This window comes from Lacisediminimonas profundi (genome assembly GCF_008831265.1).
Lineage (GTDB): Bacteria > Pseudomonadota > Gammaproteobacteria > Burkholderiales > Burkholderiaceae_D > Lacisediminimonas > Lacisediminimonas profundi.
Genome location: NZ_VTTH01000003.1, coordinates 386,125 through 411,700, shown reverse-complemented (window position 1 = coordinate 411,700; position 25,576 = coordinate 386,125). Strand labels below are relative to the sequence as shown.

General features: G+C 62.6%; 19 protein-coding genes. 13 read left to right on the top strand and 6 right to left on the bottom strand.

Annotation, left to right across the window (positions count from 1 at the left end; all coding sequences use genetic code 11):
• Window positions 1-25: 25 nt before the first annotated feature.
• Together FVE66_RS11580 and FVE66_RS11575 are read left to right on the top strand one after the other, a co-directional pair.
• Window positions 26-340, top strand: a complete 315-nt coding sequence (locus FVE66_RS11580) for a hypothetical protein (RefSeq protein ID WP_338325385.1) — start codon at window positions 26-28, stop codon at window positions 338-340.
• A 138-nt stretch (window positions 341-478) separates the two neighbouring features.
• Window positions 479-1,747, top strand: a complete 1,269-nt coding sequence (locus FVE66_RS11575; RefSeq protein ID WP_151447574.1) for a DUF2863 family protein — start codon at window positions 479-481, stop codon at window positions 1,745-1,747.
• A gap of 901 nt (window positions 1,748-2,648) precedes the next feature.
• Here the strand turns inward: FVE66_RS11575 and def are convergent.
• The 4 genes from def to FVE66_RS11555 are packed head-to-tail and all read right to left on the bottom strand — an operon-like array spanning window position 2,649 to window position 7,224.
• A complete protein-coding gene (gene def / locus FVE66_RS11570; protein ID WP_151447573.1) occupies window positions 2,649-3,182 on the bottom strand; it encodes a peptide deformylase in 534 nt (177 codons plus the stop codon).
• Window positions 3,179-4,057, bottom strand: coding sequence for a UTP--glucose-1-phosphate uridylyltransferase GalU (gene galU, locus FVE66_RS11565; protein WP_151447572.1), 879 nt, complete (start codon window positions 4,055-4,057; stop codon window positions 3,179-3,181). The genes def and galU overlap by 4 nt, the downstream gene beginning before the upstream one ends.
• Window positions 4,057-6,117, bottom strand: coding sequence for an NAD-dependent DNA ligase LigA (gene ligA, locus FVE66_RS11560; RefSeq protein WP_151447571.1), 2,061 nt, complete (start codon window positions 6,115-6,117; stop codon window positions 4,057-4,059). The genes galU and ligA overlap by 1 nt, the downstream gene beginning before the upstream one ends.
• Before the next feature lie 15 nt (window positions 6,118-6,132).
• Window positions 6,133-7,224, bottom strand: coding sequence for a cell division protein ZipA C-terminal FtsZ-binding domain-containing protein (locus FVE66_RS11555; protein WP_151447570.1), 1,092 nt, complete (start codon window positions 7,222-7,224; stop codon window positions 6,133-6,135).
• 334 nt (window positions 7,225-7,558) lie between these two features.
• On the opposite strand from FVE66_RS11555, the gene FVE66_RS11550 reads away from it, so the two are divergent.
• Complete coding sequence (locus FVE66_RS11550) at window positions 7,559-7,768, top strand: hypothetical protein (RefSeq protein ID WP_151447569.1); 210 nt, start codon at window positions 7,559-7,561, stop codon at window positions 7,766-7,768.
• Between the two features lie 879 nt (window positions 7,769-8,647).
• Here the strand turns inward: FVE66_RS11550 and smc are convergent.
• Window positions 8,648-12,181 (bottom strand): chromosome segregation protein SMC, encoded by a 3,534-nt coding sequence (smc, locus tag FVE66_RS11545; protein WP_151447568.1) that lies wholly within the window; start codon window positions 12,179-12,181, stop codon window positions 8,648-8,650.
• Between the two features lie 285 nt (window positions 12,182-12,466).
• On the opposite strand from smc, the gene dapC reads away from it, so the two are divergent.
• The 8 genes from dapC (at window position 12,467) to FVE66_RS11505 (ending at window position 21,166) form a co-directional block, all read left to right on the top strand.
• Entirely contained in the window at window positions 12,467-13,669 is a 1,203-nt protein-coding gene (dapC, locus tag FVE66_RS11540; RefSeq protein WP_151447567.1) for a succinyldiaminopimelate transaminase, read from the top strand.
• A gap of 75 nt (window positions 13,670-13,744) precedes the next feature.
• On the top strand, window positions 13,745-14,569 hold the full coding sequence (gene dapD / locus FVE66_RS11535; protein WP_151447566.1) for a 2,3,4,5-tetrahydropyridine-2,6-dicarboxylate N-succinyltransferase: 825 nt from the start codon (window positions 13,745-13,747) through the stop codon (window positions 14,567-14,569).
• A 40-nt stretch (window positions 14,570-14,609) separates the two neighbouring features.
• Window positions 14,610-15,746, top strand: coding sequence for a PilT/PilU family type 4a pilus ATPase (locus FVE66_RS11530; protein WP_151447565.1), 1,137 nt, complete (start codon window positions 14,610-14,612; stop codon window positions 15,744-15,746).
• An 18-nt stretch (window positions 15,747-15,764) separates the two neighbouring features.
• Window positions 15,765-16,124 carry an ArsC family reductase gene (locus FVE66_RS11525; RefSeq protein WP_151447564.1) on the top strand — a complete coding sequence of 120 codons (360 nt, stop codon included), beginning with the start codon at window positions 15,765-15,767 and terminating at the stop codon, window positions 16,122-16,124.
• A complete protein-coding gene (dapE, locus tag FVE66_RS11520; protein WP_151447563.1) occupies window positions 16,121-17,257 on the top strand; it encodes a succinyl-diaminopimelate desuccinylase in 1,137 nt (378 codons plus the stop codon). Before FVE66_RS11525 ends, dapE begins: the two co-directional genes overlap by 4 nt.
• Window positions 17,258-17,435: 178 nt before the next feature.
• On the top strand, window positions 17,436-18,317 hold the full coding sequence (gene prmB / locus FVE66_RS11515; RefSeq protein ID WP_151447562.1) for a 50S ribosomal protein L3 N(5)-glutamine methyltransferase: 882 nt from the start codon (window positions 17,436-17,438) through the stop codon (window positions 18,315-18,317).
• 10 nt (window positions 18,318-18,327) lie between these two features.
• A complete protein-coding gene (locus tag FVE66_RS11510) occupies window positions 18,328-20,322 on the top strand; it encodes an ATP-binding cassette domain-containing protein (RefSeq protein WP_151447561.1) in 1,995 nt (664 codons plus the stop codon).
• A gap of 4 nt (window positions 20,323-20,326) precedes the next feature.
• A complete protein-coding gene (locus FVE66_RS11505) occupies window positions 20,327-21,166 on the top strand; it encodes a Rossmann-like and DUF2520 domain-containing protein (protein ID WP_151447560.1) in 840 nt (279 codons plus the stop codon).
• Window positions 21,167-21,200: 34 nt separating this feature from the next.
• Here the strand turns inward: FVE66_RS11505 and FVE66_RS11500 are convergent, their stop codons facing one another.
• Entirely contained in the window at window positions 21,201-22,883 is a 1,683-nt protein-coding gene (locus FVE66_RS11500; RefSeq protein WP_151447559.1) for an ArnT family glycosyltransferase, read from the bottom strand.
• 311 nt (window positions 22,884-23,194) lie between these two features.
• Between FVE66_RS11500 and FVE66_RS11495 the strand changes: the two genes are divergently transcribed.
• On the top strand, window positions 23,195-23,410 hold the full coding sequence (locus tag FVE66_RS11495) for a glycine zipper 2TM domain-containing protein (RefSeq protein WP_151447558.1): 216 nt from the start codon (window positions 23,195-23,197) through the stop codon (window positions 23,408-23,410).
• 139 nt (window positions 23,411-23,549) lie between these two features.
• The gene (locus FVE66_RS11490) at window positions 23,550-24,665 is read left to right on the top strand and encodes an NAD(P)/FAD-dependent oxidoreductase (RefSeq protein ID WP_151447557.1); all 1,116 of its coding nucleotides are present in this window, start codon (window positions 23,550-23,552) and stop codon (window positions 24,663-24,665) included.
• The last annotated feature ends 911 nt before the right edge of the window (window positions 24,666-25,576 follow it).

Genomic DNA, 25,576 nt, shown 5'->3' with positions numbered 1-25,576 from the left:
GCGCGACCGCAAGCAAGCCGTAAGCATGCGGCGCTATGCTGCAGCAGGATCGACGCCGCTTTCCGCGGCGTTTTTTTTTGATGCTGGCGATCAACTTCGCCGCGCTTGTTTCTGTGGAGATTCTATGTGGAAGATTGCAGTGGGGTTCATCGTCTTTTCCCTCCTGGCGCTGTTTCTGATCATGAAGGGCGGCGACAAAATTGACATGCAGGGTGAAGCGGGGCACGGCGTGCCGACATCTTCCGCGCCCGATTCGGCTCCTGCTCCGACCGCAGCACCTGCACCTGCCCCAGCACCTGCCCCAGCACCAACCGCCGCACCCGCTGCTGCCACCAGGTAAGTCCGCTGGCTGGCACGTGTCAAAAGTTGCAGCCGCGCATGCAGTGTGCAGTGCGCGGCTTTTTTATTTGGTAACGGGACAAGCCCCGCAGGCGGCACTACAATACGCTTCGAACAATAATTCCCCGCCCCACTGACCATGCGCCGTCCCGGTAAAGCAAGATCCCACAAGCCCTCGGGCGAAAGCCAGCGGCTGATCCAGCTTGCACAAGCAACGCTGGCCGCCGGCAGCCGCATCGAGGAACGACTCTGGGAGCGCCAACTCGACGCCGTGTTGCACAAGCAGATGGTCACCGGCCATCAGCAAACCATCGATAGCGCGCTGGACCATCTGTTCCAGCATGATCCAGCTGCCTATGACGCCCTGATGGATTCGGCCGAATCGGCCAGCGAGAGTTGCACGCTCGAACACGATGGCAAAACCTGGGAGGCGCTGCTGGTTGCCGTGCCTGTCCTCGCCTGGACCCGCTATAACATTCCCTCCGGCCCAGTACCGGCGGACATGCTCAACACCCTGTCGGCGCACATGTACGCCCACCTGCTGGCCGCCGATACCCGGCTGGCGCTGGCGCCGGCCCTGTATTCCATAGACCAGCTTCCGCGCACTCATGCGGAAACCTACTCGCTGCTGCAAAAGATGGCTGTCGCAGCGGTGGACGGCAAGCCGGTCCGGCTGGCAGCAAATCCGCAGCAGACGGCGCCGTTCCTGGCCGACACCCGCTATCTGCTGGCCGCAGTGGTTACCGCGCCGCAGGGTCCCTTCTTCCGCTGGCAAGCCCCCGAGCCGGCGGGCACCGACCTGGCCGCAGCCCGGGCGAATGCCTATCAGCAGTGGCAAAGCCAGACCATCCCCAACATCGAACGCCTGATGCCAGGCTGCGCCGTCGAACTGCTGCTGCCAGAAGCCTACTTCGTCGCCTGCCGCGAGGGTGACAAACGCATCCGCCCGATCTCCGTTCACGCCGCCGTGCATTACCTGACGCAGCTGCTGTCGATTGAAGCGACCGCACTGTCGGCGATCATTGCCGGATTCAGCAGCGCAGAGTCCGGTGGCCGGATCGACGAATACCGCATCGGCTTTTCCTTGAAGCAGGATGGCGAGCTGGTCTACGGCATAGTCTGGCCGCTGTACGGAGAAGAGAGCGGCGAGGAAGAGCCGCTGGACAGCCTGATGGCGCGCGACCTGATCTCCGGCAAGCCGGTGATCAGCGAGGAGCAGACGCCGATCCAGCAGATCATCACCCTGCTGCGCGAAAACGGCATCGCCGACATCAAGCATCACGCGGAGATTTTTCCGATGGAGTTCTGCGACGACTGCGGTTCGCCGTTGTTTGCCGACCAGGATGCGGAGCTGGTGCATGCGGAGATGCCGGAAAATGTGGCGGAAGCACCGACGCATTTGCATTGATCGTCAATGTTTTTCCGCCGCAGCAAGAGGGTCAGGGCTGATCGACTTCATCGCTCCCTCCCTTTCAAGGCTGAGCATTACCCATAACCGTGGTTGAGCGGTTTTGTGGATTTGTGGCTCTCTGGCTTGCGGTTGGAGTGGCTGGGTTTGGTGTTTGTGGTTGTGAAGCCGGGAGACACCCCGGCGGGTGTGTTCCTTTCTTTTGAAAAAAGAAAGGAACCAAAGAAAAGAAGGTCAAAACCCACTTGGCCAACGCCCGCTTCGATAGCCAACCAGACTCGGATGTCTGGGCTAATCCAGTGCGACGTTCGCGAGAGATGGTCCCTCGGCTTTGTGCGGCTTACCTAGTCAGCCAACCCGGCGAAGTGTCTTATACCGATGCCCGGCGCACCGTTGACTCTTAATTTTTTTCGAAGCTTCAAACAAGCGACGGGTCTGTTCCACGAAAGGCAGAGCACCGCAGTTGCTCCCGGGGATACCCGCGCCCTTGGCAACCCAACCTCACGAGCCAATTAGCGGCTTCGAAAGACATTGGGAGTCAACGAGCGGTGGTGTGCGGTCGGCGGCATTGAAGCGGGTTGACTGATCCCGGTCAGCGGCGAACGTGTGGCAGGACCTCCCTCGCGAACGCCGCAATGGTTCGGCCCAGGCGTCCGAGTCTGGTTGGCTATCGAGGCAGGCGTTGGCCAAGTGGGTTTTGACGTTTTTTCTTTGGTTCCTTTCTTTTTCTAAAAGAAAGGAACACACCAGCCGGGGTGTCTCCCGGCTTCACAACCACAAACACCAAACCCAGCCACACCACCCGCAAGCCAAAAAGCCGCAAAACCACTCACCCACGGATAGGGGTAAGGCTCAGCCTTGAAAGGGAGGGAGCATTCCAGGCGAATTTTTCTACTGCCCCCTAATCGTCGACTGCATCAAGCCCCGGAAACAGGATATCCGTATATCCGAACTTGGTGAAATCCCGTATCCGCATCGGATACAGCACCCCATCCAGGTGGTCGCATTCATGCTGCACCACCCGCGCATGGAAGCCCTCGGCCTCGCGGTCAATCACATTCCCGGCCTGGTCGTACCCGCGGTAACGCAGGCGGGTAAAGCGCGGCACCATGCCACGCAATCCGGGCACCGACAAACACCCTTCCCAGCCCTCTTCCATATGCGCGTCGAGCGGCGTGATCACCGGATTGATCAACACCGTTTCCGGCACCTCGGGCGCATCCGGATAACGCGTGTTCTGCCGGAAACCAAAGATCACCAATTGCAGGTTGACGCCGATCTGGGGCGCGGCCAGGCCGGCCCCTTCGGCAGCGTGCATGGTCTCGAACATGTCTGCAATCAGCGCATCCAGTTCCGGCGTGCCGAATGCCGTCACGGGCTCGGCCTGCCGCAGCAGGCGGGCGTCGCCCATGCGCAGGATTTCGCGCACGCTCAAAGCTGCATTTCCTTCAGGTACTCGGCGAAGGCAGCGCCCGTCTCCGGGTGCTTGAGACCCATCGCCAGCGTTGCCTTCAGGTAGCCGAGCTTGGAACCGCAGTCGTAACGCGTGCCCTGGTAGCGGTAGGCCAGCAAGCGCTGCTCCTTCATCAAGGCCGCAATGCCGTCGGTCAGCTGGATCTCGCCGCCGGCGCCGTGGCCGAGGTTTTCCAGATGGTTGAAGATGCGGCTCTGCAGCACATAGCGCCCGACCACGGCCAGCGTCGATGGCGCGTGCTCCGGATCCGGCTTCTCGACGATGGCGTTGACCTGCTCGATATTGGTCTTGTAAGGCGTGGACGAGACAATGCCGTACTGGCGTGTCTGCGCTCGCGGAACATCCTGCACCGCAAGGATATTTGCCTGTTCATACTCATACAGCGCGGTCATCTGCGCCATTACCGGCGGGGTGCCCTCCGGCACGTCCATGAAGTCATCTGCCAACAACACGGCGAAAGGCTCGTCGCCGACCACCGGCCTGGCACACAAGACCGCGTGTCCTAGACCCAGAGGCTCCGCCTGCCGGATGAAAATACAGGAGACATGCTTGGGGATCACATGCCGGACCAGATCCAGCAGCGCTTCCTTTCCGGCCGCTTCGAGGGTGGCCTCCAGCTCATAGGCCTTATCGAAATGATCTTCGATCGCGCGCTTGTTGCGGCCGGTGATGAATACCATCTCGGTAATGCCGGCTGCGACAGCTTCTTCCACCGCATACTGGATCAGCGGCTTGTCGACGATGGGCAGCATTTCCTTGGGCTGCGCCTTGGTTGCCGGCAGAAAGCGGCTACCGAGGCCGGCAACCGGAAACACTGCCTTGCGAATTTTCTTCATTATTCTTCCCCTAGAAGTTGATTCAAGCCATCCTCGTCCAGTACGGTGACACCCAGTTCCTGTGCCTTGGCGAGCTTGCTGCCGGCTTCTTCGCCGGCAACGACATAACTTGTCTTTTTCGATACCGATCCGGACACCTTGCCGCCGGCCGCTTCGATCAGTGCTGCGGCTTCATCCCGCGTCAGCGTTGGCAAGGTGCCCGTCAGCACGAATACCTTGCCCTGCAAGGGCTTGGGGACGGCGGCGTGGGACTCGCCTTCCGGCCAGTGCACACCAGCGGCACGCAATTGCTCGACCAGTTCGATGTTGAGCGGATCGGCAAAAAAGCTGCGCACCGAACGCGCCACCACCGGGCCGATGTCGGCAACTTCCAGCAGCCGCTCCTCGCTGGCCTGGATCACTTCGTCCAGCCGGCCGAAATGACGCGCCAGTTCCTTGGCCGTCGATTCGCCGACATGGCGGATGCCAAGGGCGTAGATGAAACGCGCCAGGGTGGTCGATTTTGATTTTTCCAGCGCGTCGAGCACGTTCTGCGCAGATTTTTGCGCCATCCGTTCCAGCTCGACCAGCGCCGACAGCCCCAGCTTGTACAGGTCGGCCGCCGTCGTGATGACGTGTTTGTCCACCAGTTGTTCGACCAGCTGGTCACCCAGTCCTTCCACATCCATTGCCCGGCGCGACACGAAATGCAACAGGCCGCCCTTGCGCTGCGCGCCGCACTTTATCCATCCACCTGAACAGCGTGCGACCGCTTCATCTTCCAGGCGGACGATGGGAGAACCGCACACCGGGCAATTTACGGGCATCTGGAACTCGCGTGCATCTGCCGGTCGCCGCTCCGGCACATGCGCCACGACTTCCGGAATCACGTCGCCCGCGCGCCGCACTATCACGGTGTCGCCGATCCGGATATCCTTGCGCCGCACCTCGTCTTCGTTGTGCAGCGTGGCATTGGTGACCGTCACCCCGCCGACGAATACCGGCGCCAGGCGTGCCACTGGCGTAATGGCGCCGGTGCGACCGACCTGCACGACGATGTCCTGCACCACGGTAGTTGCTTCCTCGGCCGGGAATTTGTGCGCCAGCGCGAAGCGCGGCGCACGCGACACGAAGCCGAGCTTCTGCTGCTCCTCCAGCCGGTTCACCTTGTACACAACGCCGTCGATGTCGTAGGGCAGGCCCGGACGGCGCTGTCCGATGTCGCGGTAGAACGCCAGCAAACCCTGCGCTCCCGTGAGCACAGCCCGTTCGCTGCAAACCGGCACGCCCAGCTGCGCATACCAGTCCAGCAATGCTGCATGCGTGGGCGGCATTTCCGCCCCTTCCAGGAAGCCTATGCCATAGGCAAAAAAGCGCAAGCTTCGCTGCGACGTGATGCGCGAATCGAGCTGGCGCAGGCTGCCTGCCGCTGCATTGCGCGGATTGACGAATTCGCGCTGCCCTGCTTCGCGCTGGCGCGCGTTCAGCCGCGCAAAGTCGGCCTTGAACATCAGCACTTCGCCGCGCACGTCGATTACCCGTGGCGGATTGTCGGTCAGCAAGCGCAGCGGAATGCTGCGCACGGTACGGATGTTGGTCGTGACGTCCTCGCCAGTCGCACCGTCACCGCGGGTTGCGGCGCGCACCAGCAGTCCATCCTCGTAACGCAGGTTGATCGCCAGGCCGTCGAACTTCAACTCGGCCGCATATTCCACTTCGTCCGTGGTTTTCAGTCCGTCGCGCACGCGCCGGTCGAATGCAATGATGTCTTCGTCGGAAAACCCGTTGTTGATCGACAGCATGGGCACCGCATGGGTGACCGTCTCGAACTGCGGCAGAGGCGGTGCGCCGACGCGCCGGGTGGGCGAATCGGCCGATGCCAGCTCCGGATGGTCCTGTTCCAGCACCTGCAATTCGCGGAACAGCGCATCGTACTCGGCGTCCGGTATGGTGGGCTGGTCGAGTACGTAATAGGCGTGGTTGTGGCGGTTCAGTTCGGCCCGCAGCCAGGCCGCGCGTTTGGCCGGCGCAGCCGAACCCGGTTCAGCCTGCACCAGGGAAAACAGGTCTGGCTCGCTCATGTTGCGCCGCCAGTGTTAGCTGAACAAGCGCAGCGCGCGTACCGAGCCGGCTGGAATGTCGGCGGCTTCCATCTCGGCGTAAAAGCCGGCAACCTGGCCGGCGATCTCGGCCAGCGCTGCATCCGCGAGCGGCTGCCCGGCGTCGTCAACCACCACGCCGTCAAGGCGGCCGGCAAGCATGCGCGCACAGGCGACCATCGCGCCGAAACCATCGCGGTCGGGCGCAACCCGCGGGACGTCAAGCAGCAACGTCAGCCGGGTGGTGCTCTCCTCGGCCAGCGTCACGTTGGTGGACAGCGAAAACAGTACGCCGCTGTCGCCATCCTGCATCACCAGCCGGCCGTCGGGCCGCAGGTCGAATCCATGGCGCTCAAGCGCTGCCAGCAAAGTACCGATCGACCACGGCGCGCCGCGCGACTGCACGTTGACGCCGAGTTGGGCGTCGTGGTCCGCCACGAACTGATGCAGGTTGCGTGCCGTGGCCATCACATCGGTCATGTCCGGCGCGAACGGCTCGCCGCCGATCTCGTCCGCAACCTGCCGCAACCGGGTCACGATTTCCGAGAACTCGATCTCGTTCAGGCTGCCGGAGCGGTTGGCCATCTGCACGCCGGCACGCAACGTGGTGTAGACGCCGCCGGTGGCAACCGGCTCCCATTGGCCATCCTCCGCTTGCCCGATGTAGTGCACCGCCTTGCTGCCCACATGGCCCAGTCCCTGCAGCGCGGGCAGCACTTTCTCGCCCCGGACCGGGCCTTCAAGTTCGATCGCGATTTCGCAGTCGATCAGTTCATCGACGGGCAGCGCTTTTTGCGGCTGGCGCGCACGGTCTGGTGCGGCATTGCCGGCCACGTCCACGGGCGCCTCGCCCTCGGCTACGGCCGGATGCTCGTCCGATCCTTCTTGCGGAGCGGCATCGTCAAGCTGCGGCTCGCGGCGCTGGCCGGAAGCCGGCGCGGTATCGCGCATCAGCACGTCTTCAGGCGCGGACGAAAAAGCGCGCTCGACGCTTTTCCTTGCCTTGTATTCCTGCCACTTGTTATAGGAGATGACGCCAATGACGATCGAGCTGCCGATGGCGATCAGACTGAGTTGGAGTTCGGTCATGCTGCTTTGGTCTCGCGGGTAGTGACGCGGCCGGAAAGGCGGCATGGCGTCACGTGGGAATGGGGTACGGCCGCAATGTTCTGCACAGGGGGAACGAGGTATGCGCGGAATCTCATCTGGTCTGGCTACGCTCTTGCGCGCGCGGGGGCGTGTAATCGGGCTAGGGTAAGTGTTGCGCTGCAAACTTGTCAAGCCGGGAAGCGCCGCTTTTCAGAGTGAAAAACCCGGCTTTCCGGCATGGAAACCGGTCGCAACGACAGTTGACTGTAATCAATACAATCCGGGGTCCGGCAACTAAGATGAATCTACCCCACACTGCATAGCGGAGGTAGCCGTGTCCCAGCTCAAGGAATACAAACTGCAGGAACTGACAATGCTATCGCTGAGCCCCATGCTGCGGCAGGTCCGGCGCTGGTGGCTGCGGCGCGCGGAAGACCACTTCCTGATCTGCGCAGATGTCGAACAGAAGCGGGTTCGGGAGGCGCAGCAGAATGTGGCCTACTATCAGAGGCGGGCTGCGATGGCGCGGTCGGAGCGGATTTGATTTAGGGTAGTCCTTGCCCGTACCCGTGGTTTTGCGGCTCTTTGGCTTGCGGCTCTTTGGCTTGCGGCTCTTTGGCTTGCGGTTCGGTTGGCTGGGTTTGATGGTTGTGGTTGTGAAGCCGGGAGACACCCCGGCGGGTGTGTTCCTTTCTTTTAAAAAAAGAAAGGAACCAAAGAAAAGCAGGTCAAAACCCACTTGGCCAACGCCGGGTCCGAACGGCAACCAGACGCGGATGTCTGGGCTAATCCAGTGCGACGTTCGCGAGTGATGATCCCTCGGCTGTGTGCCGCTTACCTAATCAGCCAAACCCATGAAGTGTCTTATACCGATGCCCAGCGCACCGTTGACTCTTAATGGTTTTCGAAGCTTCAAACAGGCGACGGAGGGAATCTGTTCAAGATAGGCAAAGTCCTGCAGAAAATCCCCCTGAATTGCTCGCCCCCCCCTGGAAACCTGACCTCAAGCGCCAATTAGTGGCTTCGAAAACAATTGGGAGTCAACGAGCGGTGGTGTGCGGTCGGCGGCATTGAAGCGGGTTGGCTGATCCCGGTCAGAGGCGAACGTGTGGCCGGACATTCCTCGCGAACGCCGCACTGGTTCGGCCCAGGCGTCCGCGTCTGGTTGGCTATCGAGGCGGGCGTTGGCCAAGTGGGTTTTGACTCTGCTTTCTTTGGTGACTTTCTTTTCCAAAAGAAAGTTACACACCCGCCGGGGTGTCTCCCGGCTTCACAACCACAACCATCAAGCCCAGCCAAACGAACCGCAAGCCAAAAGCCGCAAACCCGAAAAACCACTCATCCACGGATCCGGTCAATGACCAGCCCTGGAAAGGGCGCGAACACCCGCAGCAATTCATCACCTGAACGGCGTGGCCCGCCATCAGGCCACCTCCGGCTCCCCGACAAAATGCGCCGCCGACTCCATATCCACCGCCACGATCCGCGACACACCCTGCTCCTGCATGGTCACGCCGATCAACTGCTGCGCCATCTCCATCGCAATCTTGTTATGCGAAATGAACAGGAACTGGGTCTGCGTGGACATGCGCTTGACCATGTTGCAGAAGCGCTCGGTATTGGCGTCGTCCAGCGGCGCATCCACCTCGTCCAGCAGGCAGAATGGCGCCGGATTGAGCTGGAACATGGAGAACACCAGCGCCGTCGCGGTCAGGGCCTTTTCGCCACCGGACAGCAGGTGAATCGTGGCGTTTTTCTTGCCCGGCGGCTGGGCCATCACCTGCACGCCTGAATCCAGTATCTCTTCGCCAGTCATGGTCAGGCGCGCGTTGCCGCCGCCGAACAGGATCGGGAACAGTTCGCCGAAATGCTTGTTCACCTGGTCGAAGGTGTCCTGCAGCAGGTCGCGGGTTTCCTTGTCGATCTTGTGGATGGCATCTTCCAGCGTGGTCATTGCTTCGGTCAGGTCGGCATTCTGCGCGTCGAGGAAATTCTTGCGCTCAGACGCCGTCTGCAATTCGTCCAGGGCGGCCAGGTTGACCGGCCCCAGCGCGGCAATCGCATTGTTCAGGCGCGTCACTTCGCCCTGCAGCCACGGCGCCCGCATGTCGCCGGTCAGTTTTTCAGCCAGCGCTGCTTCGTCTGCCTGCGCTTCGGCCAGTTGCTGCGCGTACTGCTCCTGGTTCAGGCGCGCTGCCTGCTCCTTGAGTTGCAGCTCGGTGATGCGGTCGCGCATCGGCTGCAGGCTGCGCTCGGACTGCATGCGCGACTCTTCGTGGTGACGCAGCTTCTGTGCCAGCTGGTCCAGCTCATGACGCGCATCGGCCAGCGCGCGCTCCTGGTCGGTGCGCTTGTCCAGCAGGCTCTGCAGGCCGGCCTGCGCCGCCTGGTCATCCAGGTTCTCCAGTTCCAGATGGCCCTGCTCCATGCTGGCAAACAACTGCGCCGCCTGCTCCTGTGCGGTGGCAATGCTGCGCTTGAGTTCCTCGATCCGGCTACGGTGCGCCTTCTCGGCAAACCCGGCTTCCTGGGCGCGCCGTTCGAGTTCGCGCAAACGCTCGCGCGCGCCGTTCAATTGCTGCTCGCGTGACAGGTAATCGGTTTGTCCCTGCTCGTGCAGTTCCTGGATTTCGGCCAGGTCCATGTCAAGCTGTTCGAAGCGCGCTTCCGACTCGGCTCTGGCCTGCTGCTGCTCGGCTTCCTGCGCCGCGATCTCGGCAAGGTCGGAGGCAATCTGGGTGCTGCGCTGGTTGAAGCGCTCCTGCACTTCCGTCTGGCGCATCACCTCGATCTGCAGCGCATGCGCGGCCTGGGTCAGGGTGGCGGCCCGCTGGCGCATTTCCTGCAGGCGCTGGACGCCGTGCGACAACGCTGCTTCTGCACGCACCGAGCGCGTGCGGGCTTCGTCGGCCAGCATCTGCTGTGCCCGCAACTGCCGCGTGATGTTCTCGATTTCCTGCTGCCGCGCCAGCATGCCTTCCTGCTCCGAATCGGGCGCATGGAAACGCACGCTGGAACGGGCGACGACGTGGCCCTGGCGGGTCACGAAACTGGCGCCGGCCGGCAGCTTCACGCGGTCCAGGAAGGCAGATGCCGCGTCATCCGCCACGAACACGTTGTGCAGCCAGTCCTGCATCAGCACCCGCAGGCCGGGATCGTTCAGCTGCAACAAGTTGAGCAGCGGCTTGAGGCCGGCCGGCGCTTCTGCGGCTGCAACGGCGGCGGCGCCGGGGTTCGGGGAATACAAGGCCAGCTTGGCCGGCGGCGCGTCGTTGAAAAACGCCTTTGCCCAATCCAGGTTGGACATTTCCAGCGCCGAGGTGCGCTCGCGCAGCACGGCTTCCAGCGCGGTTTCCCATCCCTGTTCGATGTGCAGCTTCTGCCACAAGCGCGGCAGGCCGTCGAGCTCGTGCTTTTTCAGCCACGGCTGCACCTTGCCCTGCGACTGCACGCTCTCCTGCAGCTGCTTGAGCGCCGTCAGCCGCGCTTCCAGCTGCGCATTGGCGGCGGTTTCGGCATTGACCTGCTCCTGCGCCTGGCGGCGCTCTTGTTCCAGTGCCGGCTGCCGTTCCTGCGCCTCCTCCAGCTGCATCGTCGCTTCTTCCAGCGATACCTGCTTTTCCTCCATCTGCATGCGCAGGTTGGAGAGATGGGCGGTGTCAGGGGCCTGCAGTCCACCCTGCTCCTGCGACAGGCGCTCGCGCCGGACCGCGAGATTGGCCAGGATGTTCGATGCATTGCGCTGGTGCGTTGACTCCAGCTCGATCTGCTGCTGGACCTGCATGATGCGGCTGCGCGACTCGGTGGTCTTCAACTGCGCTTCGCGCCATGCCTGCTCCAGCGCCGGCAGCTGCTCCTGTTGCTGCTGCGCCGATTGCTGCGTTTCTTCGACCAGCATCGCATGCTCTTCCAGGTGCAACTCAGCTTCAGCCAGGTCATCCTGGTGCTGCCGGCCCTGGCGCTGCCACTGGTCGCGCTGCGCCGTCAGCGAGTTAAGCTGCGACTGCAGGCGGCTGCGAGACTCGATCACGAATTTGATCTGCGCTTCCAGGCTACCGATCTCGGCATTGGTCTGGTACAGGTGGCCCTGGGCCTGGTGCAAGCGGTCGCCGGCGGCGTAATGCGACTGCCGCATGTGCTCAAGTTCGGTTTCGACGTGGCGCAGCTTTGCGGTCTGCTCTTCCAGGTCGACCTGCGCCTTTTCGATTTCGCGGAAGTGTTTGTCCTGCTCGGCTTTGGCTTCGTTCTTGCGCAGCAGCCACAGCAGCTTCTGTTTCTCCTCCTGGTCGCCCTGCAGTTCATGGAAACGCTGGGCTACGGCGGCCTGGCCCTGCAGCTTCTCCAGGTTGGCATTCAGTTCCCGCAGGATGTCTTCCACCCGTTGCAGGTTCTCGCGCGTGTCATGCAGGCGGTTTTCGGTCTCCCGGCGGCGTTCCTTGTATTTGGAGACGCCGGCCGCCTCTTCGAGGAAGATGCGCAGCTCTTCAGGGCGCGCCTCGATGATGCGGGAAATCATGCCCTGCCCGATGATCGCGTAGGCGCGCGGCCCGAGGCCGGTGCCAAGGAAAATGTCCTGGATGTCCCGCCGACGCACGGACTGGTTGTTGATGTAATAAGTCGAGGTGCCGTCACGGGTCAGCGTGCGCTTGACCGCGATTTCGGCGTACTGGCTCCACTGACCGGCGGCCTTGCCATCGCTGTTGTCGAACACCAGTTCCACGGAAGCGCGCCCGGCCGGCTTGCGGTTGGTCGAGCCATTGAAAATAACGTCCTGCATCGACTCGCCGCGCAGCTCCGACGCCTTGGACTCGCCCAGCACCCAGCGCACCGCGTCGATGATGTTGGATTTGCCACAGCCGTTCGGTCCGACCACGCCGACGAGTTGGCCGGGCACCTGGAAATTGGTCGGATCGACAAACGATTTGAATCCGGAAAGCTTGATGGATGTAAGTCGCACGGGTGTTCTGTCCTGGTTGAACTTTGACGCGCAATCATACCATCGGGGTTGTGCCCTTCCGGCCGCTGGCGACCGGGAAAACCGCCCGGCATGGCAAGCCACAGTCGATGGCCATCGAGTGCGGCAGCCGAGCCTGCGTTTGCCTGATGCTGCAGCCAGGCTGGCGCGAGCGGGCCTTCTTCGGAGCCGGTGCGCCGCGCCCTTTGCATCGCGCACGGCACGAACCAGCATCGGCGCACGAGGGCACGGCTATAATACGGCCTTCATTTCCTGTTGGCCGCCGCCGTGAATGCCCTGCTCGACAAGCTGCAACCTTACCCGTTCGAAAAGCTGCGCCAGTTGTTTGCGCCGCTCCAGCCGGCAGCGGGGTTTTCCCCGATCAGCCTCGGCATAGGCGAACCCAAGCATCCGACCCCGGCTTTCATCCGCCAGGCGCTGGCTGACAACCTGCAGGGACTGGCATCCTATCCAAGCACCGTGGGTTCGGAAGCGCTGCGCGCCGCGATTGCCGGCTGGCTGGAACGCCGCTACGGCCTGCCGCCTCTGGATCCGGCAACCCAGGTGCTGCCGGTGAACGGTTCGCGCGAGGCGCTGTTTGCGTTCGCCCAGACCATCATCGACAACCGCCGCGAGGCGATCGTGGTCTGCCCGAACCCGTTCTACCAGATCTACGAGGGCGCGGCTTATCTGTCAGGCGCCACGCCGTACTTCGTCAATTCCGACCCCGCGCGTAATTTCGCGCCCGATTTCGGCAGCGTTCCGGCCGCCGTGTGGGAAAAAGTACAACTTCTGTACGTCTGCTCGCCAGGCAATCCGACCGGCGCCGTGCTGACCCTGGACGACTGGCGCGAACTGTTCGAGTTGTCGGATCGCTACGGGTTCGTGATCGCGGCCGACGAATGCTATTCCGAGATCTACTTCAAACCGGAAGCGCCGCTGGGCAGCCTGGAAGCCGCCAACCGGCTGGGACGCACCGGCTATCCGCGGCTGGTCACGTTCAGCAGCCTGTCGAAACGCTCCAACGTGCCCGGCATGCGTTCCGGCTTCGTCGCCGGCGACGCCGCCATCCTGAAGAAATTCCTGCTGTATCGCACCTACCACGGCGGCGCCATGAGCCCGCCGGTGCAAGCAGCCTCGGTGGCCGCCTGGAACGACGAGGAACACGTGCGCGAAAACCGCGCCAAGTATCTTGCCAAATTCAGCCAGGTGACGCCGCTGATGCAGGAAGTGCTCGATGTAGCCTTGCCGGATGCCGGCTTCTATTTGTGGGCTCGCGTAGACAGTGTCGGCGGCATGAGCGACACTGAATTCGCCGCCCGCCTGTACGCTGAATATAATGTGACGGTGCTCCCCGGCAGCTACCTGGCGCGCGATGCGCATGGCAGCAATCCCGGCACGGGCCGCGTGCGCATGGCGCTGGTTGCAGAGGTCGACGAATGCCTGGAAGCGGCGCGGCGCATCGTGGACTTCGCGCGCAAGCATGCGTAAGTCCTTGCAGTCCTGACATGCACTGATGCACTGATTTTTTCTCCTCCCGATTCACTTATCAAACAGACCAAGAATATGACCGCACAACTCCAGCAAATCATCGACCAGGCATGGGAAGACCGCACATCCATGTCGCCGAAATCGGCGCCTGCCGAAGTTCGTGAAGCCGTGGCGCATGTCCTGGCCGAACTGGACAGCGGTACGATCCGCGTGGCACAGAAAGGCGACGCCGGCTGGAGCGTCAACCAGTGGATCAAGAAAGCAGTGCTGCTGTCGTTCCGCCTTGAAGACAACATCGCCATGCCGTCCGGCGACCATATGCAGTTCTATGACAAGGTGCCGACCAAGTTCGCCAATTTCACCGCTGACGACTTCGCCCGCGGCGGCTACCGCGTGGTGCCGCCGGCAGTCGCCCGTCGCGGCTGCTTCATCGCCAGGAACGTGGTGCTGATGCCGTCCTACGTGAACATCGGCGCTTACGTCGACGAAGGCACCATGGTCGACACCTGGGCCACCGTCGGTTCCTGTGCCCAGATCGGCAAGAACGTCCACCTGTCCGGCGGCGTCGGCATCGGCGGCGTGCTGGAGCCAATGCAGGCCAACCCGACCATCATCGAGGACAACTGCTTCATCGGTGCCCGTTCGGAAATCGTCGAAGGCGTGATCGTCGAAGAAAATTCCGTGATCTCGATGGGCGTGTACATCGGCCAGTCGACCAAGATCTATGACCGCGCCACCGGTGAAGTCAGCTACGGCCGGGTTCCGTCCGGTTCGGTCGTGGTGTCGGGCAACTTGCCGTCAGCCGACGGCAAGTACAGCCTGTATTGCGCTGTCATCGTCAAGCGCGTCGACGCCAAGACACGTGCCAAGGTCGGCATCAACGAATTGCTGCGCGACTGACGCAACACGCCGGCATCAAATCAGCCCACGGGAGACGAGCATGGCAATGGAACGACTGTTTCAACTGATGAAGGACAAGGGGGCATCCGACCTCTTCATGTCCGTCAATTCGCCGGTGCAGGTCAAGATCAACGGCAACATGATCCCTGTGAACCAGCAGAAGCTGGACAAGCAGGCCATCCTTTCCCTGCTGGCTGAAGTGGTGTCCGAAGAACGGCTCAAGGAGCTCGAGCGCAACAACGAGCTCAACATGGGCATTCCGGTCGAAGGGCTGGGCAGCTTCCGCTTGTCCGCCTTCACCCAGCGCAACACGCCGTCTGCCGTGTTCCGATATATCCCGAGCGTGGTGCCGCGCCTGGAAGACTTGCATGTGCCCCCGGTGCTGGGCGAACTGGTCATGGAAAAGCGCGGCCTGCTGCTGGTGGTGGGCTCGACCGGCTCCGGCAAGTCGACCACCATTGCCGCCATGCTGGATCATCGCAATGCCCAGAAAGCGGGCCACATCCTGACGCTGGAAGACCCGATCGAATTCCTGTTCGTGAACAAGAAGTCGCTCATCAACCAGCGCGAGATCGGCACCGATGCCGCAAGTTTGCAGATCGCGCTGAAGAATGCGCTGCGCCAGGCGCCGGACTGCATCCTGATCGGCGAGATCCGCGACAAGGACACGATGAGCGCAGCCCTCGCCTATGCGCAGTCGGGCCATCTGGTGGTCGCCACGCTGCATGCCAACAACAGCTACCAGGCGCTGAACCGGATCATCAATTTTTTCCCGCTCGATACCCGCCAGTCGCTGCTGCCCGACCTGGCGGCCACGCTCAAGGCCATCGTTTCCCAACGTCTGGTGCGCGCGATCGATGGCGGCCGCCGTGCTGCCTTCGAGGTGCTGCTGAACACGCGCCATATCGCCGAACTGATCGAACAGGGCGAACTGGGCCAGGTCAAGGAAGCGATGGAAAAAAGCCTGTCGCCCGGCTCGCAGACTTTCGAGCAGGCGCTGCTGCAATTGATCCGCGACGGTGTGGTCACCCAGGACGAGGCGCTGGCCAATGCGGACTCCGCCACCAACCTCTACTGGATGCTGAACAACCAGGAGGCAGAGGCGAAAAAAGAGCAGGAAGCCCCGCCGCCAAAGGAAGAAGTGGCAACTTTCACCGAATTCACGCTGAACGTCTAGCACCCGAGCATCCGATCCATGTCCCTGACCCTGTACGGCATTCCGAACTGCGACACCGTGAAAAAGGCGCGCACCTGGCTGGACCAGAACGCCATCCCCTATCAGTTCCACGACTTCAAAAAGGCCGGGCTGAACGCGGATACGGTGCGGGAGTGGCTGCAGCGGGTCGATTGGGAAACCCTGGTCAACCGCAAAGGCACGACATGGCGCGGCCTGCCCGATGACCGCAAGGCCGCCATACAGGACCCGCAAAGCGCCACCGCACTGATGCTGGAGGCGCCGTCGATCATCAAGCGGCCGGTGCTGGTGAGCGAAAAACAAACCGTGGTCGGTTTTTCTGCCGACCTCTACCAGAAAATTTTTGAAGGCAAAGCATGAGCAGGACACTGGCACTGACTGAAGAACTGATCGCCCTGAACTCCGTCACACCGGAAGACAAGGGCTGCCAGCAGCGCATCGCAGAGCTTCTCGCTCCGCTGGGCTTTTCCTGCGAATCGATACTGTCGGGCGCGGTTACCAACCTGTGGGCGCGGCGCGGCACGGCCCAGCCCTGCGTGGTATTCGCCGGCCACACCGACGTGGTGCCAACCGGTCCGCTGGAGCAGTGGACCACGCCGCCATTCCAGCCCTCGCAACGCGATGGCCGTCTCTATGGCCGCGGTGCCGCCGACATGAAAACCTCGCTGGCGGCGATGGTGGTGGCCTGCGAAGAATTCATCGCCGCGCATCCGGACCACAAAGGTTCGATCGCCTTCCTCGTCACCAGCGACGAAGAAGGTCCGGCGATCGACGGCACTGTCATCGTCTGCGACAAGCTGCAGGCACGCGGCGAGAAGCTCGACTTCTGCATCGTCGGCGAGCCGACCTCGGTCAAGGTGCTGGGCGACACGATCAAGAACGGCCGGCGCGGCACCATGTCCGGCCGGCTGGTGGTAAAGGGCATACAAGGCCACATCGCCTATCCGCACCTGGCCAGGAACCCGATCCATCTCGCCGTGCCGGCGCTGACGCAACTGGCAGCCGAGAAATGGGACGAGGGCAATGGCTATTACCTGCCGACCTCCTGGCAGATGTCGAACATCCACGGCGGCACCGGCGCATCCAACGTGATTCCGGGCGAAGTCGTGATTGACTTCAATTTCCGCTTTTCAACCGCCAGCACGGTCGAAGGCCTGCAGCGCCGGGTGCACGCCATCCTTGACCAGCACGGCCTCGAATACAAACTGGACTGGACGGTGGGCGGATTACCGTTCCTGACGGCGCATGGCGAACTGAGCAATGCCCTGTCGGCGGCCATCCGCGCCGAGACCGGCGTGGAGACTGAATTGTCGACCAGCGGCGGCACCTCCGACGGCCGTTTCATCGCCCGCATCTGCCCTCAGGTGATCGAGTTCGGGCCGACCAATGCCAGCATCCACAAGGTTGACGAGAACATTCCGGTGGCCGAGATCGAGCCACTGAAGAATATCTATCGGCGCATGCTGGAAAACCTGCTGCTTCAAAAAAATTAGCAAGATCAACAAGCTCGCAGTGTCAACTCGCGCAGTCAGATCGTACTGGCCGTGCATCCCGGGCCCGGCCGCCGGCCCGGGATAATCGCAACACGCTTCGCGCAATGGCCCTCATTCGCGTATCCTTCGGCCTTGAAGAACGATTTCCGCCTGCCGCTCGATGGCGGGCCTGCCTACCATGACCACTCCCTTCCAGACCCTGCGCGACTGCCTGCGCTATGCCGTTACCCGCTTCAACCGCGCCGGACTTTCCTTCGGGCATGGCAGTGCCAATGCCCTGGATGAAGCCGCCTACCTGATGCTGCACACGCTGCGCTTGCCGCTCGACCAGCTCGATCCTTTCCTCGATGCACGGCTGTTGCCGGACGAAATCGAGTCGCTGATCAACGTCATCGAGCGCCGCACCACCCAGCGGATGCCGGCCGCCTACATCACCAACGAAGCCTTCCTCGGGCATTACAGCTTCTATGTCGACGAGCGCGTGATCGTCCCGCGCTCGTTCATTGCCGAACTGATTCCCGAACTGTTCCAGCCGTGGATAGACGATCCTGACGCAGTGTCCAATGTACTCGAACTGTGCACCGGATCGGGTTGCCTGGCGATCATGCTGGCCGAAGCTTTCCCGAACGCGCATCTCGACGCTGTCGACCTGTCGGCCGACGCGCTGGAAGTCGCCAGGCGCAACGTCAGCCAATACCACCTGCAGGAGCGCGTGCAGTTATGGCAATCCGACCTGTACACCGCCCTGCCGGCGCGCAAATACGACCTGATCGTCACCAATCCTCCCTATGTCAACGAGGCTTCGATGAAGAAGCTGCCGCCGGAATACCTGCATGAGCCGCGCATGGCGCTGGCCGGCGGCGACGACGGCATGGACCTGGTGCGCAAGATTGTCGCCGGCGCCCGCGAGCGCCTCACCGACAAGGGCGTGCTGGTCGTCGAGATCGGCAACGAGCGTGAACATGCAGAAGCGGCCTTCCCCGACCTGGAGCTGACCTGGCTGTCCACCAGCGCCGGCGACGACGCGGTATTCCTGCTCACCGCCGACCAATTGCGCTGAAGAATTAGCGATGATCCGACTGCAACAACTCAGCCTGATGCGGGGTTTGAAGCCCCTTTTCGACAACGTCGACCTGACGCTCAACCCGGGCGATCACATCGGCCTGATTGGTCCCAATGGCGCCGGCAAGTCCAGCCTGTTCGCGCTGCTGCGCGGCGAACTCCATCCCGACCAGGGCAGCATCGACTTCCCGCAACGCTGGCAGGTCGCGCACGTAGCCCAGGAGACGCCCGCGCTGGCGCGCCCGGCAATTGAGTACGCGATCGACGGCGACACCCGCCTGCGCGCGCTGGAACAGCAACTGGCCGATGCCGACCACATCACCGACGAGGCCGAACACGGCAACCGGGTCGGCGAACTGCATGGCCTGCTGGCCGATGCCGGGCTCTATACGGTGCGCTCGCGCGGCGAACAACTGCTGACCGGCCTGGGTTTCAGTTCAGCCCAAATGGAACAGCCGGTGTCCAGCTTCTCCGGCGGCTGGCGCATGCGCCTGAACCTGGCACAGGCACTGATGTGTCCGTCCGACCTGTTGCTGCTGGACGAGCCGACCAACCATCTGGACCTGGACGCCATCCTGTGGCTGGAAGACTGGTTGAAGCGCTATGAAGGCACGCTGCTGATCATTTCGCATGACCGCGATTTCCTCGATGGCGTGCTCAATGTCATCGTGCATATCGACGATCGCAAGCTCAAACGCTACAGCGGCAATTACTCCTCGTTCGAACGCCAGCGCGCCGCGCAGATGGTGCTGGCGCAGGCTGCAATCGAGAAGCAGGCCCGGCACCGCGAGCACCTGGAGTCCTACATCAACCGCTTCCGTGCCCAGGCCACCAAGGCACGCCAGGCACAGAGCCGGATGAAGGCGCTGGCTCGGATGGAAGAACTGGCGCCGCTGCGCGCCGCCGCCGAGTTCTCGTTCGAATTCCGCGTGCCGAGCAGCGCGCCCAATCCGCTGCTGGTCATGGAAGACGTCGATACCGGCTACCAACTCGACAATGGCGAGCAAAAGCGGGTGGTGACCGGCATCAACTTCGCATTGCAGAACGGCCAGCGCATCGGCCTGCTGGGCGTGAACGGCGCGGGTAAGTCAACGCTGATCAAGACCATCGCGGGCGAACTGGCGCCGCTGTCGGGCACCGCGCGTTTCGGCAAGGGCCTGGTGATCGGCTACTTCCACCAGCATCAGGTCGACATGCTGCGGCATGACGAATCGCCGCTGTGGCACCTGGCCCGGATTGCTCCCAATGTGCGCGAGCAGGAATTGCGCAACTTTCTCGGCAGCTTCAACTTCAACGGCAACATGGCCAGCAGCCCGATCGAGCCCTTCTCCGGCGGCGAAAAAGCCAGGCTGGCGCTGGCGCTGATCGTCTGGCAGAAGCCCAACCTGTTGCTGCTGGACGAGCCGACCAACCATCTGGACCTGGAAACCCGCGAAGCCCTGACCGAGGCGCTGGCGCAGTTCGAAGGCACGCTGGTGCTGGTCTCGCATGACCGCCACCTGCTGCGCGCGACCACGGATGAATTCCTGATCGTTGCCGATGGGCGCTTGCAGCCTTTCGACGGCGACCTTGACGACTACCGCGACTGGCTGTTCAAGACCCGGCTGTCGCCCGGCGGCGCGGCGCCCCTGCCGGCAGCCAGCATGCCGGCAGCAGTATCGGCTGCGACTGCGGCTGCTGCTGTGGTTGCGCCCGCGCCGGCAACAGTCGCCGGACCGGAGCGGCGCGAACAGAAGCGGCTGGAGGCCGAGCAGCGGCAACGCATGTCCGGCCTGCGCAAACCGATCGAATCGCGCATCAAGCGACTGGAAGAAAAAATGGCGCAGCAGCAAGCGCGCAAAGCAGGCATTGACGCCAAGCTGGCCGACCCGCAAATCTATGATGCCGAGCGCAAGGAAGAACTGAAGAACCTGCTGACCGAGCAGGCCTACTGCGTGCGCGAACTGGGGCAGCTGGAAAGCGACTGGCTGCAACAGCAGGAAGCGCTGGAACAATTGGCCTGACGCCATGTCTCCCGGCGAGCGCAAGACACTCTCCATCATCGGCGCCGGCCATCTGGGCAGCACGCTCGGACGGCTGTGGCATGAACAGGGCGTGTTCCGCATCGGCGATGTGGCGACCCGCAGCATGGCCAGCGCACAACAAGCGGCCGCCTTCATCGGCGCCGGACGGCCGGTGGCAGGACTGGATGGCCTGGCCGATGCCGATATTTTCCTGATCGCCACCGCCGACGGCCAGCTGGGTCCGGTTTGCGCCGGGCTGGCGCGCAACGGGGCGATCCATGCAGGGCAACTGGTGTTCCATTGCAGCGGTGCCCTGAGTTCGGCCGAGCTGGCGCCTGCTGCAACTGCCGGCGCCAAAGTCGCCAGCATTCATCCGATCCGCAGCTTTGCGCAACCGCTGCAAGTAATTCATTCCTTCGCCGGCACCTGGTGCGGTGTGGAAGGAGATGCGCAAGCGCTGAACGTGCTGGGTCCCGCCTTCGAAGCGATCGGCGCCAGGCTGGCACCAGTCGACCAGCAACACAAGACGCTGTATCACGCCGCCGCCGTGTTCGCTTCCAACTACCTGGTGACGCTGGTGGATGCGACGCTGCAGGCATATGAAGGGGCCGGCGTGCCTCGCGCACAAGCCTTGCAGATGATCCAGCCGCTGATGACGAATACCCTGGAAAACATTTTCCGGGCAGGGCCGGAGGCGGCGCTGTCGGGGCCGGTTGCACGCGGGGATTTCGGGACCGTGCAGAGGCAAAGCCAGGCACTCTCGGCTTTCCGGCCGGAACTGGGTGCGCTATACGACCTGCTGGCGCAGCATACTGCGAAGCTGGCGCAAGGGCGAAAAACCTGAACCAGCCAGGGCAGGCAGCCCTGCCCGCCGCGCGCTACAAATCTTCCTTCGGGCTACGAACCGGCCGGTTCACATAAACGGTCACATTCCCGCTGCGCCTGACCGCCGCCATCTCGCGCGCCGCACTCCACGACTCGAACGACGGACGATGTTCGTCGGCGACCACCACCACGACCTGCTTCAGCGCCGCAACTTGCAGGAACTGCTCCCGCGTCACCATGACATCATTGGCGCGCAGCCGGTTGCCCCAGTGCAGGTCGGCGCTGACTGTATCGATCACATGCACCGGCTGCCGCAGGTAGTACGCGAGCGAGGACTTCTTTTCGAAATCACGGAACAGATACACCTGCCGATCCGGCTGCTGATGCTGTAGCCAGGTCGCCAGGCCCCGGGTGGACACGAACGCCTCCATTGACGTCAGCGCAAATCCCAGGCCGCCGGCAAACCAGACCGACAACAGCAACATTGCCGGCATGCCCCATGCAGCCCGCCTCCACGCCAGCAGCGCCAGCAGCGCCGACAACAAGGCGGCTCCGGCAAACAGCAGGATCAGGAAACCGCGCTCGTCCAGTCCGAGGATGGCAACCCGCGGCGGCATTTCGCGCATCAGCGCCACCACTGCCAGCAAGCCGCACGCGAGGGCAATGGCTAGCGCCGGCGCCACCCGCCAGCGGCTGTTCTCCCAGTCACGCTGACAAAACATCAACGCAAGATGGAATGCCGCGAACGGCATCACCGCCACCAGGTAATAGTTGGCCTTGGCGGTGGAAACGGAAAAGAACAGGAGCGGCAGCAACCACGCCATCAGCATGAAGCGGCGCAGGCCGGGCTCTGCCGCCTGGCGCACCGAAGGCGCCAACCGGAGCAGCAGCAGGAAGGACCAAGGGAACAGGTAGATCGCCATGCGCGGCAGGTAATACCACCAGGGTCCGCCGTAGTAGTCGTGCGGCTGGCGCTGGCCGAGGAAGCGCAACACATGCTCGTTGTAAAAGTAGAACCAGGCAAATACCGGTTCGACGATATTGGCCGCGATATGCCAAGGCACCACCAGCGCAAGGAAGATCAGCAGTGCCAGCGGATCCAGCAACTTGCGCACGGATGTCCAGAACGGACGGCCACTGCCTGCCAGCAGCGTGCCCAAGATCACGAGCGAATACAGCACCAGCGCCACCAGTCCCTTGGTCAGCACCGCGCAGGCCAGCGCTGCATAAGCCCAGCGCAGGGCGCCGGCCCTGTCCTCGCGCAGGAACAGCCAGGTATTGAGCAGCGCGGCCGTCAGGAATGCGGTCAGCAGCATGTCGAACATCAGTACCCGCGACATCGCCAGCACCCCGATGCCGGTCACGAACATCAGCGCCGCCAGCCGGCCTTCGGCCTCATGCCCGATGCGGCGGCCGAAGCGGATCAGCATCGCCACGCATGCCAGCGACGACATTGCCGGAACCAAACGCGCCGACCACTCGGACTCGCCGAACACTGAAAACGACAATGCCGTCAGCCAATAAAGCAGCGGCGGCTTTTCCATGTAGGGCAAGCCGTTCAGGTGCGGAATGATCCAGGCCCGCCAATTGCCGGCAGCCAGCATTTCGCGCGGGATCTCGGCGTACAGGCCCTCGTTGTTATCGAGGATGGCGAAATTGCCCAGGCCGGCGACGACAAACACCAGGGCGATCGCCCATACCAGCCAGGGCGGCAAGGCGAACGAGGTGCGCCTCATGCTTGCCCGCTGCAGTCAAGCCGCCCAAACCGGGCGACGAAGCAGATGAACGTGCCGTTGCGGAATATCCGTAATTGCCAGCCTTGCATGTGCCCCTGTTTGATATCCGATGCCCGATGCCCAGCTCCGCCGGCACATCGTCCATGTGTTTTCGAGGGGAACATTCTCGCATGAAGCAGGATGATTCCAAACCGGTAGTGAAGGCCCGCCGCATGGCGTTTCGGCAAGTCCCCGGCAGCAGGCGCTGAAACTTTGGCAGCGGAAAAGCTTCCAATGAATCCGGATGACAACCAGTACACAGAGGGCAAATCATGAAAACGATACGAGGAATTGCGTCGCTCACGCTGGCGATCGCAGCACTCTCCGGCATGATGGGCTGTGCCGGCATGTCGGAGAAGGACAGGAACACCGCGATTGGCGCCGGCGTTGGCGCGGTAGGCGGTGCAGTGTTGACCGATGGCAGCACCTTGGGTACGGTCGGCGGCGCCGTGGTCGGCGGCGCGGTCGGACGGAACATCAAGAAGTAAGCGGCCGCGGCCCCCTTCTTCCCATCGGTCCTGCCAAATCGAATCCTTACGCACCTCCTGCGCACGCCGCGAATTACAATAACGCTCGTTATCAAAATTAGCGAAATTCGCGGAATTCCCGCACTTGCGTTGGAGCGTTATGGACAGAGTGGAATGCGTGGTAGTCGGCGCAGGGGTGGTTGGGCTGGCGATTGCACGGCGGCTGGCGCTGGCCGGCCGCGAGGTGCTGGTGCTGGAAACCAATCCGGGCATCGGCATGGAGACCAGTTCGCGCAACAGCGAAGTGATTCATGCCGGCCTCTACTACCCGACCGGCAGCCTGAAGGCGCGCTTGTGCGTGCCCGGCCGTGATGCGCTGTACGAGTATTGCGACGCGCGCGGCGTCGGCTACCGACGCTGCGGCAAGCTGATTGTCGCCACCAGCGAGGCCCAGTTGCCCAAGCTGCGCGCGATCCAGGCGCAGGCCCATGCCAACGATTGTCATGAAGTGGAAATGATCAGCGCCGATGCCGCTCGCGCAATGGAGCCGGCGCTGTCCTGCGTGGCCGCCTTGCATTCGCCCAACACCGGCATCATCGACAGTCACGGCTACATGCTGGCGCTGCAGGGAGACGCCGAGAACGCCGGCGCACTTTTTGCCTTTGACAGCAGGGTGACCGGCGGGCAATGCAGCGACGACGGCATCGTGCTGCAGGTGCGCTCGGGCGACGGCAGCGAGATCGAAATAGAGACCGGGCTGCTGGTCAATGCGGCCGGACTGTGGTCGGTGCACCTGGGGCAAAGCATTGCCGGGCTTTCGCAGCATGACATGCCGACGGCGTATTTCGCCAAGGGCAATTACTACTCGCTGTCGGGCCGGCCACCGTTCTCGCGCCTGATCTATCCGGTACCGGAGCCGGGCGGCCTCGGCGTGCACCTGACGATCGACCTTGGCGGCCAGGCCCGCTTCGGCCCCGACGTGGAGTGGCTCTCCGACGTCAGCCAAGGCATCGACTACCGCGTCGATCCGAAACGCGCCGACAAGTTCTACCACGCTATCCGCAGCTACTGGCCCGGGCTTGCCGACGCCTCATTGCAGCCGGCGTATTCGGGCGTGCGGCCGAAGATCAGCCCGCCGGACGCGGAGGCCGCCGATTTCCTGTTCACGTCGCATGGCAATGCGCATTACATGGGCTTGTACGGGATGGAGTCGCCGGGGCTCACGGCGTCGCTGGCGATTGCGGATCATATTTTCGGGATGGTTCCGGGCGGGTGATGCGGCTCGACCCACTACGGTCGTTTGCTCGCTTTCATGGGCTGTTAATTGCCCGGATCCTGCCCGGATTCGTGAGTGAGTGGATTGGTGATTTTGCGATTTTGTGATTTTGTGATTTTGCGGCTCTTTGGCTTGCGGTTCGTTTGGCTGGGTTTGATGGTTGTCGGTGTGAAGCCGGGAGACACCCCGGCGGGTGTGTAACTTTCTTTTGGAAAAGAAAGTCACCAAAGAAACCAAAGTCAAAACCCACTTGGCCAACGCTCGCCTCGAACGCCAACCAGACGCGGACGCCTGGGCCGAACCATTGCGGCGTTCGCGAGGAAGGTCCTGCCACTCGTTCGCCTCTGACCGGGATCAGCCAACCCGCTTCAATGCCGCCGACCGCACACCACCGCTCGTTGACTCCCAATTGTTTTCGAAGCCGCTAATTGGCGCTTGAGGTCCGATTGTCAGCGGGAGTGGGGATCGCAGGGGATTTTCTGCTGTTCTCTGCTGCTCTCTGCTGTTCCTGAACAGATCCCATCCGTCGCTTGTTTGAAGCTTCGAAAAACATTAAGAGTCAACGGTGCGCTGGGCATCGGTATAAGACACTTCATGGGGTTGGCTGATTAGGTAAGCGGCACACAGCCGAGGGATCATCTCTCGCGAACGTCGCACTGGATTAGCCCAGACATCCGCGTCTGGTTGGCGTTCGGAGCGGGCGTTGGCCAAGTGGGTTTTGACGGTGTTTTCTTTGGTTCCTTTCTTTTTAAAAAGAAAGGGACACACCCGCCGGGGTGTCTCCCGGCTTCACACCGACAACCATCAAACCCAGCCAAACGACCCGCAAGCCAAAAAGCCACAAAACACCTACGAATGTGAGTGAGAACCAATCCTGAAACGACGGGAGCGTTCGTGGCATCCGCCGGTGA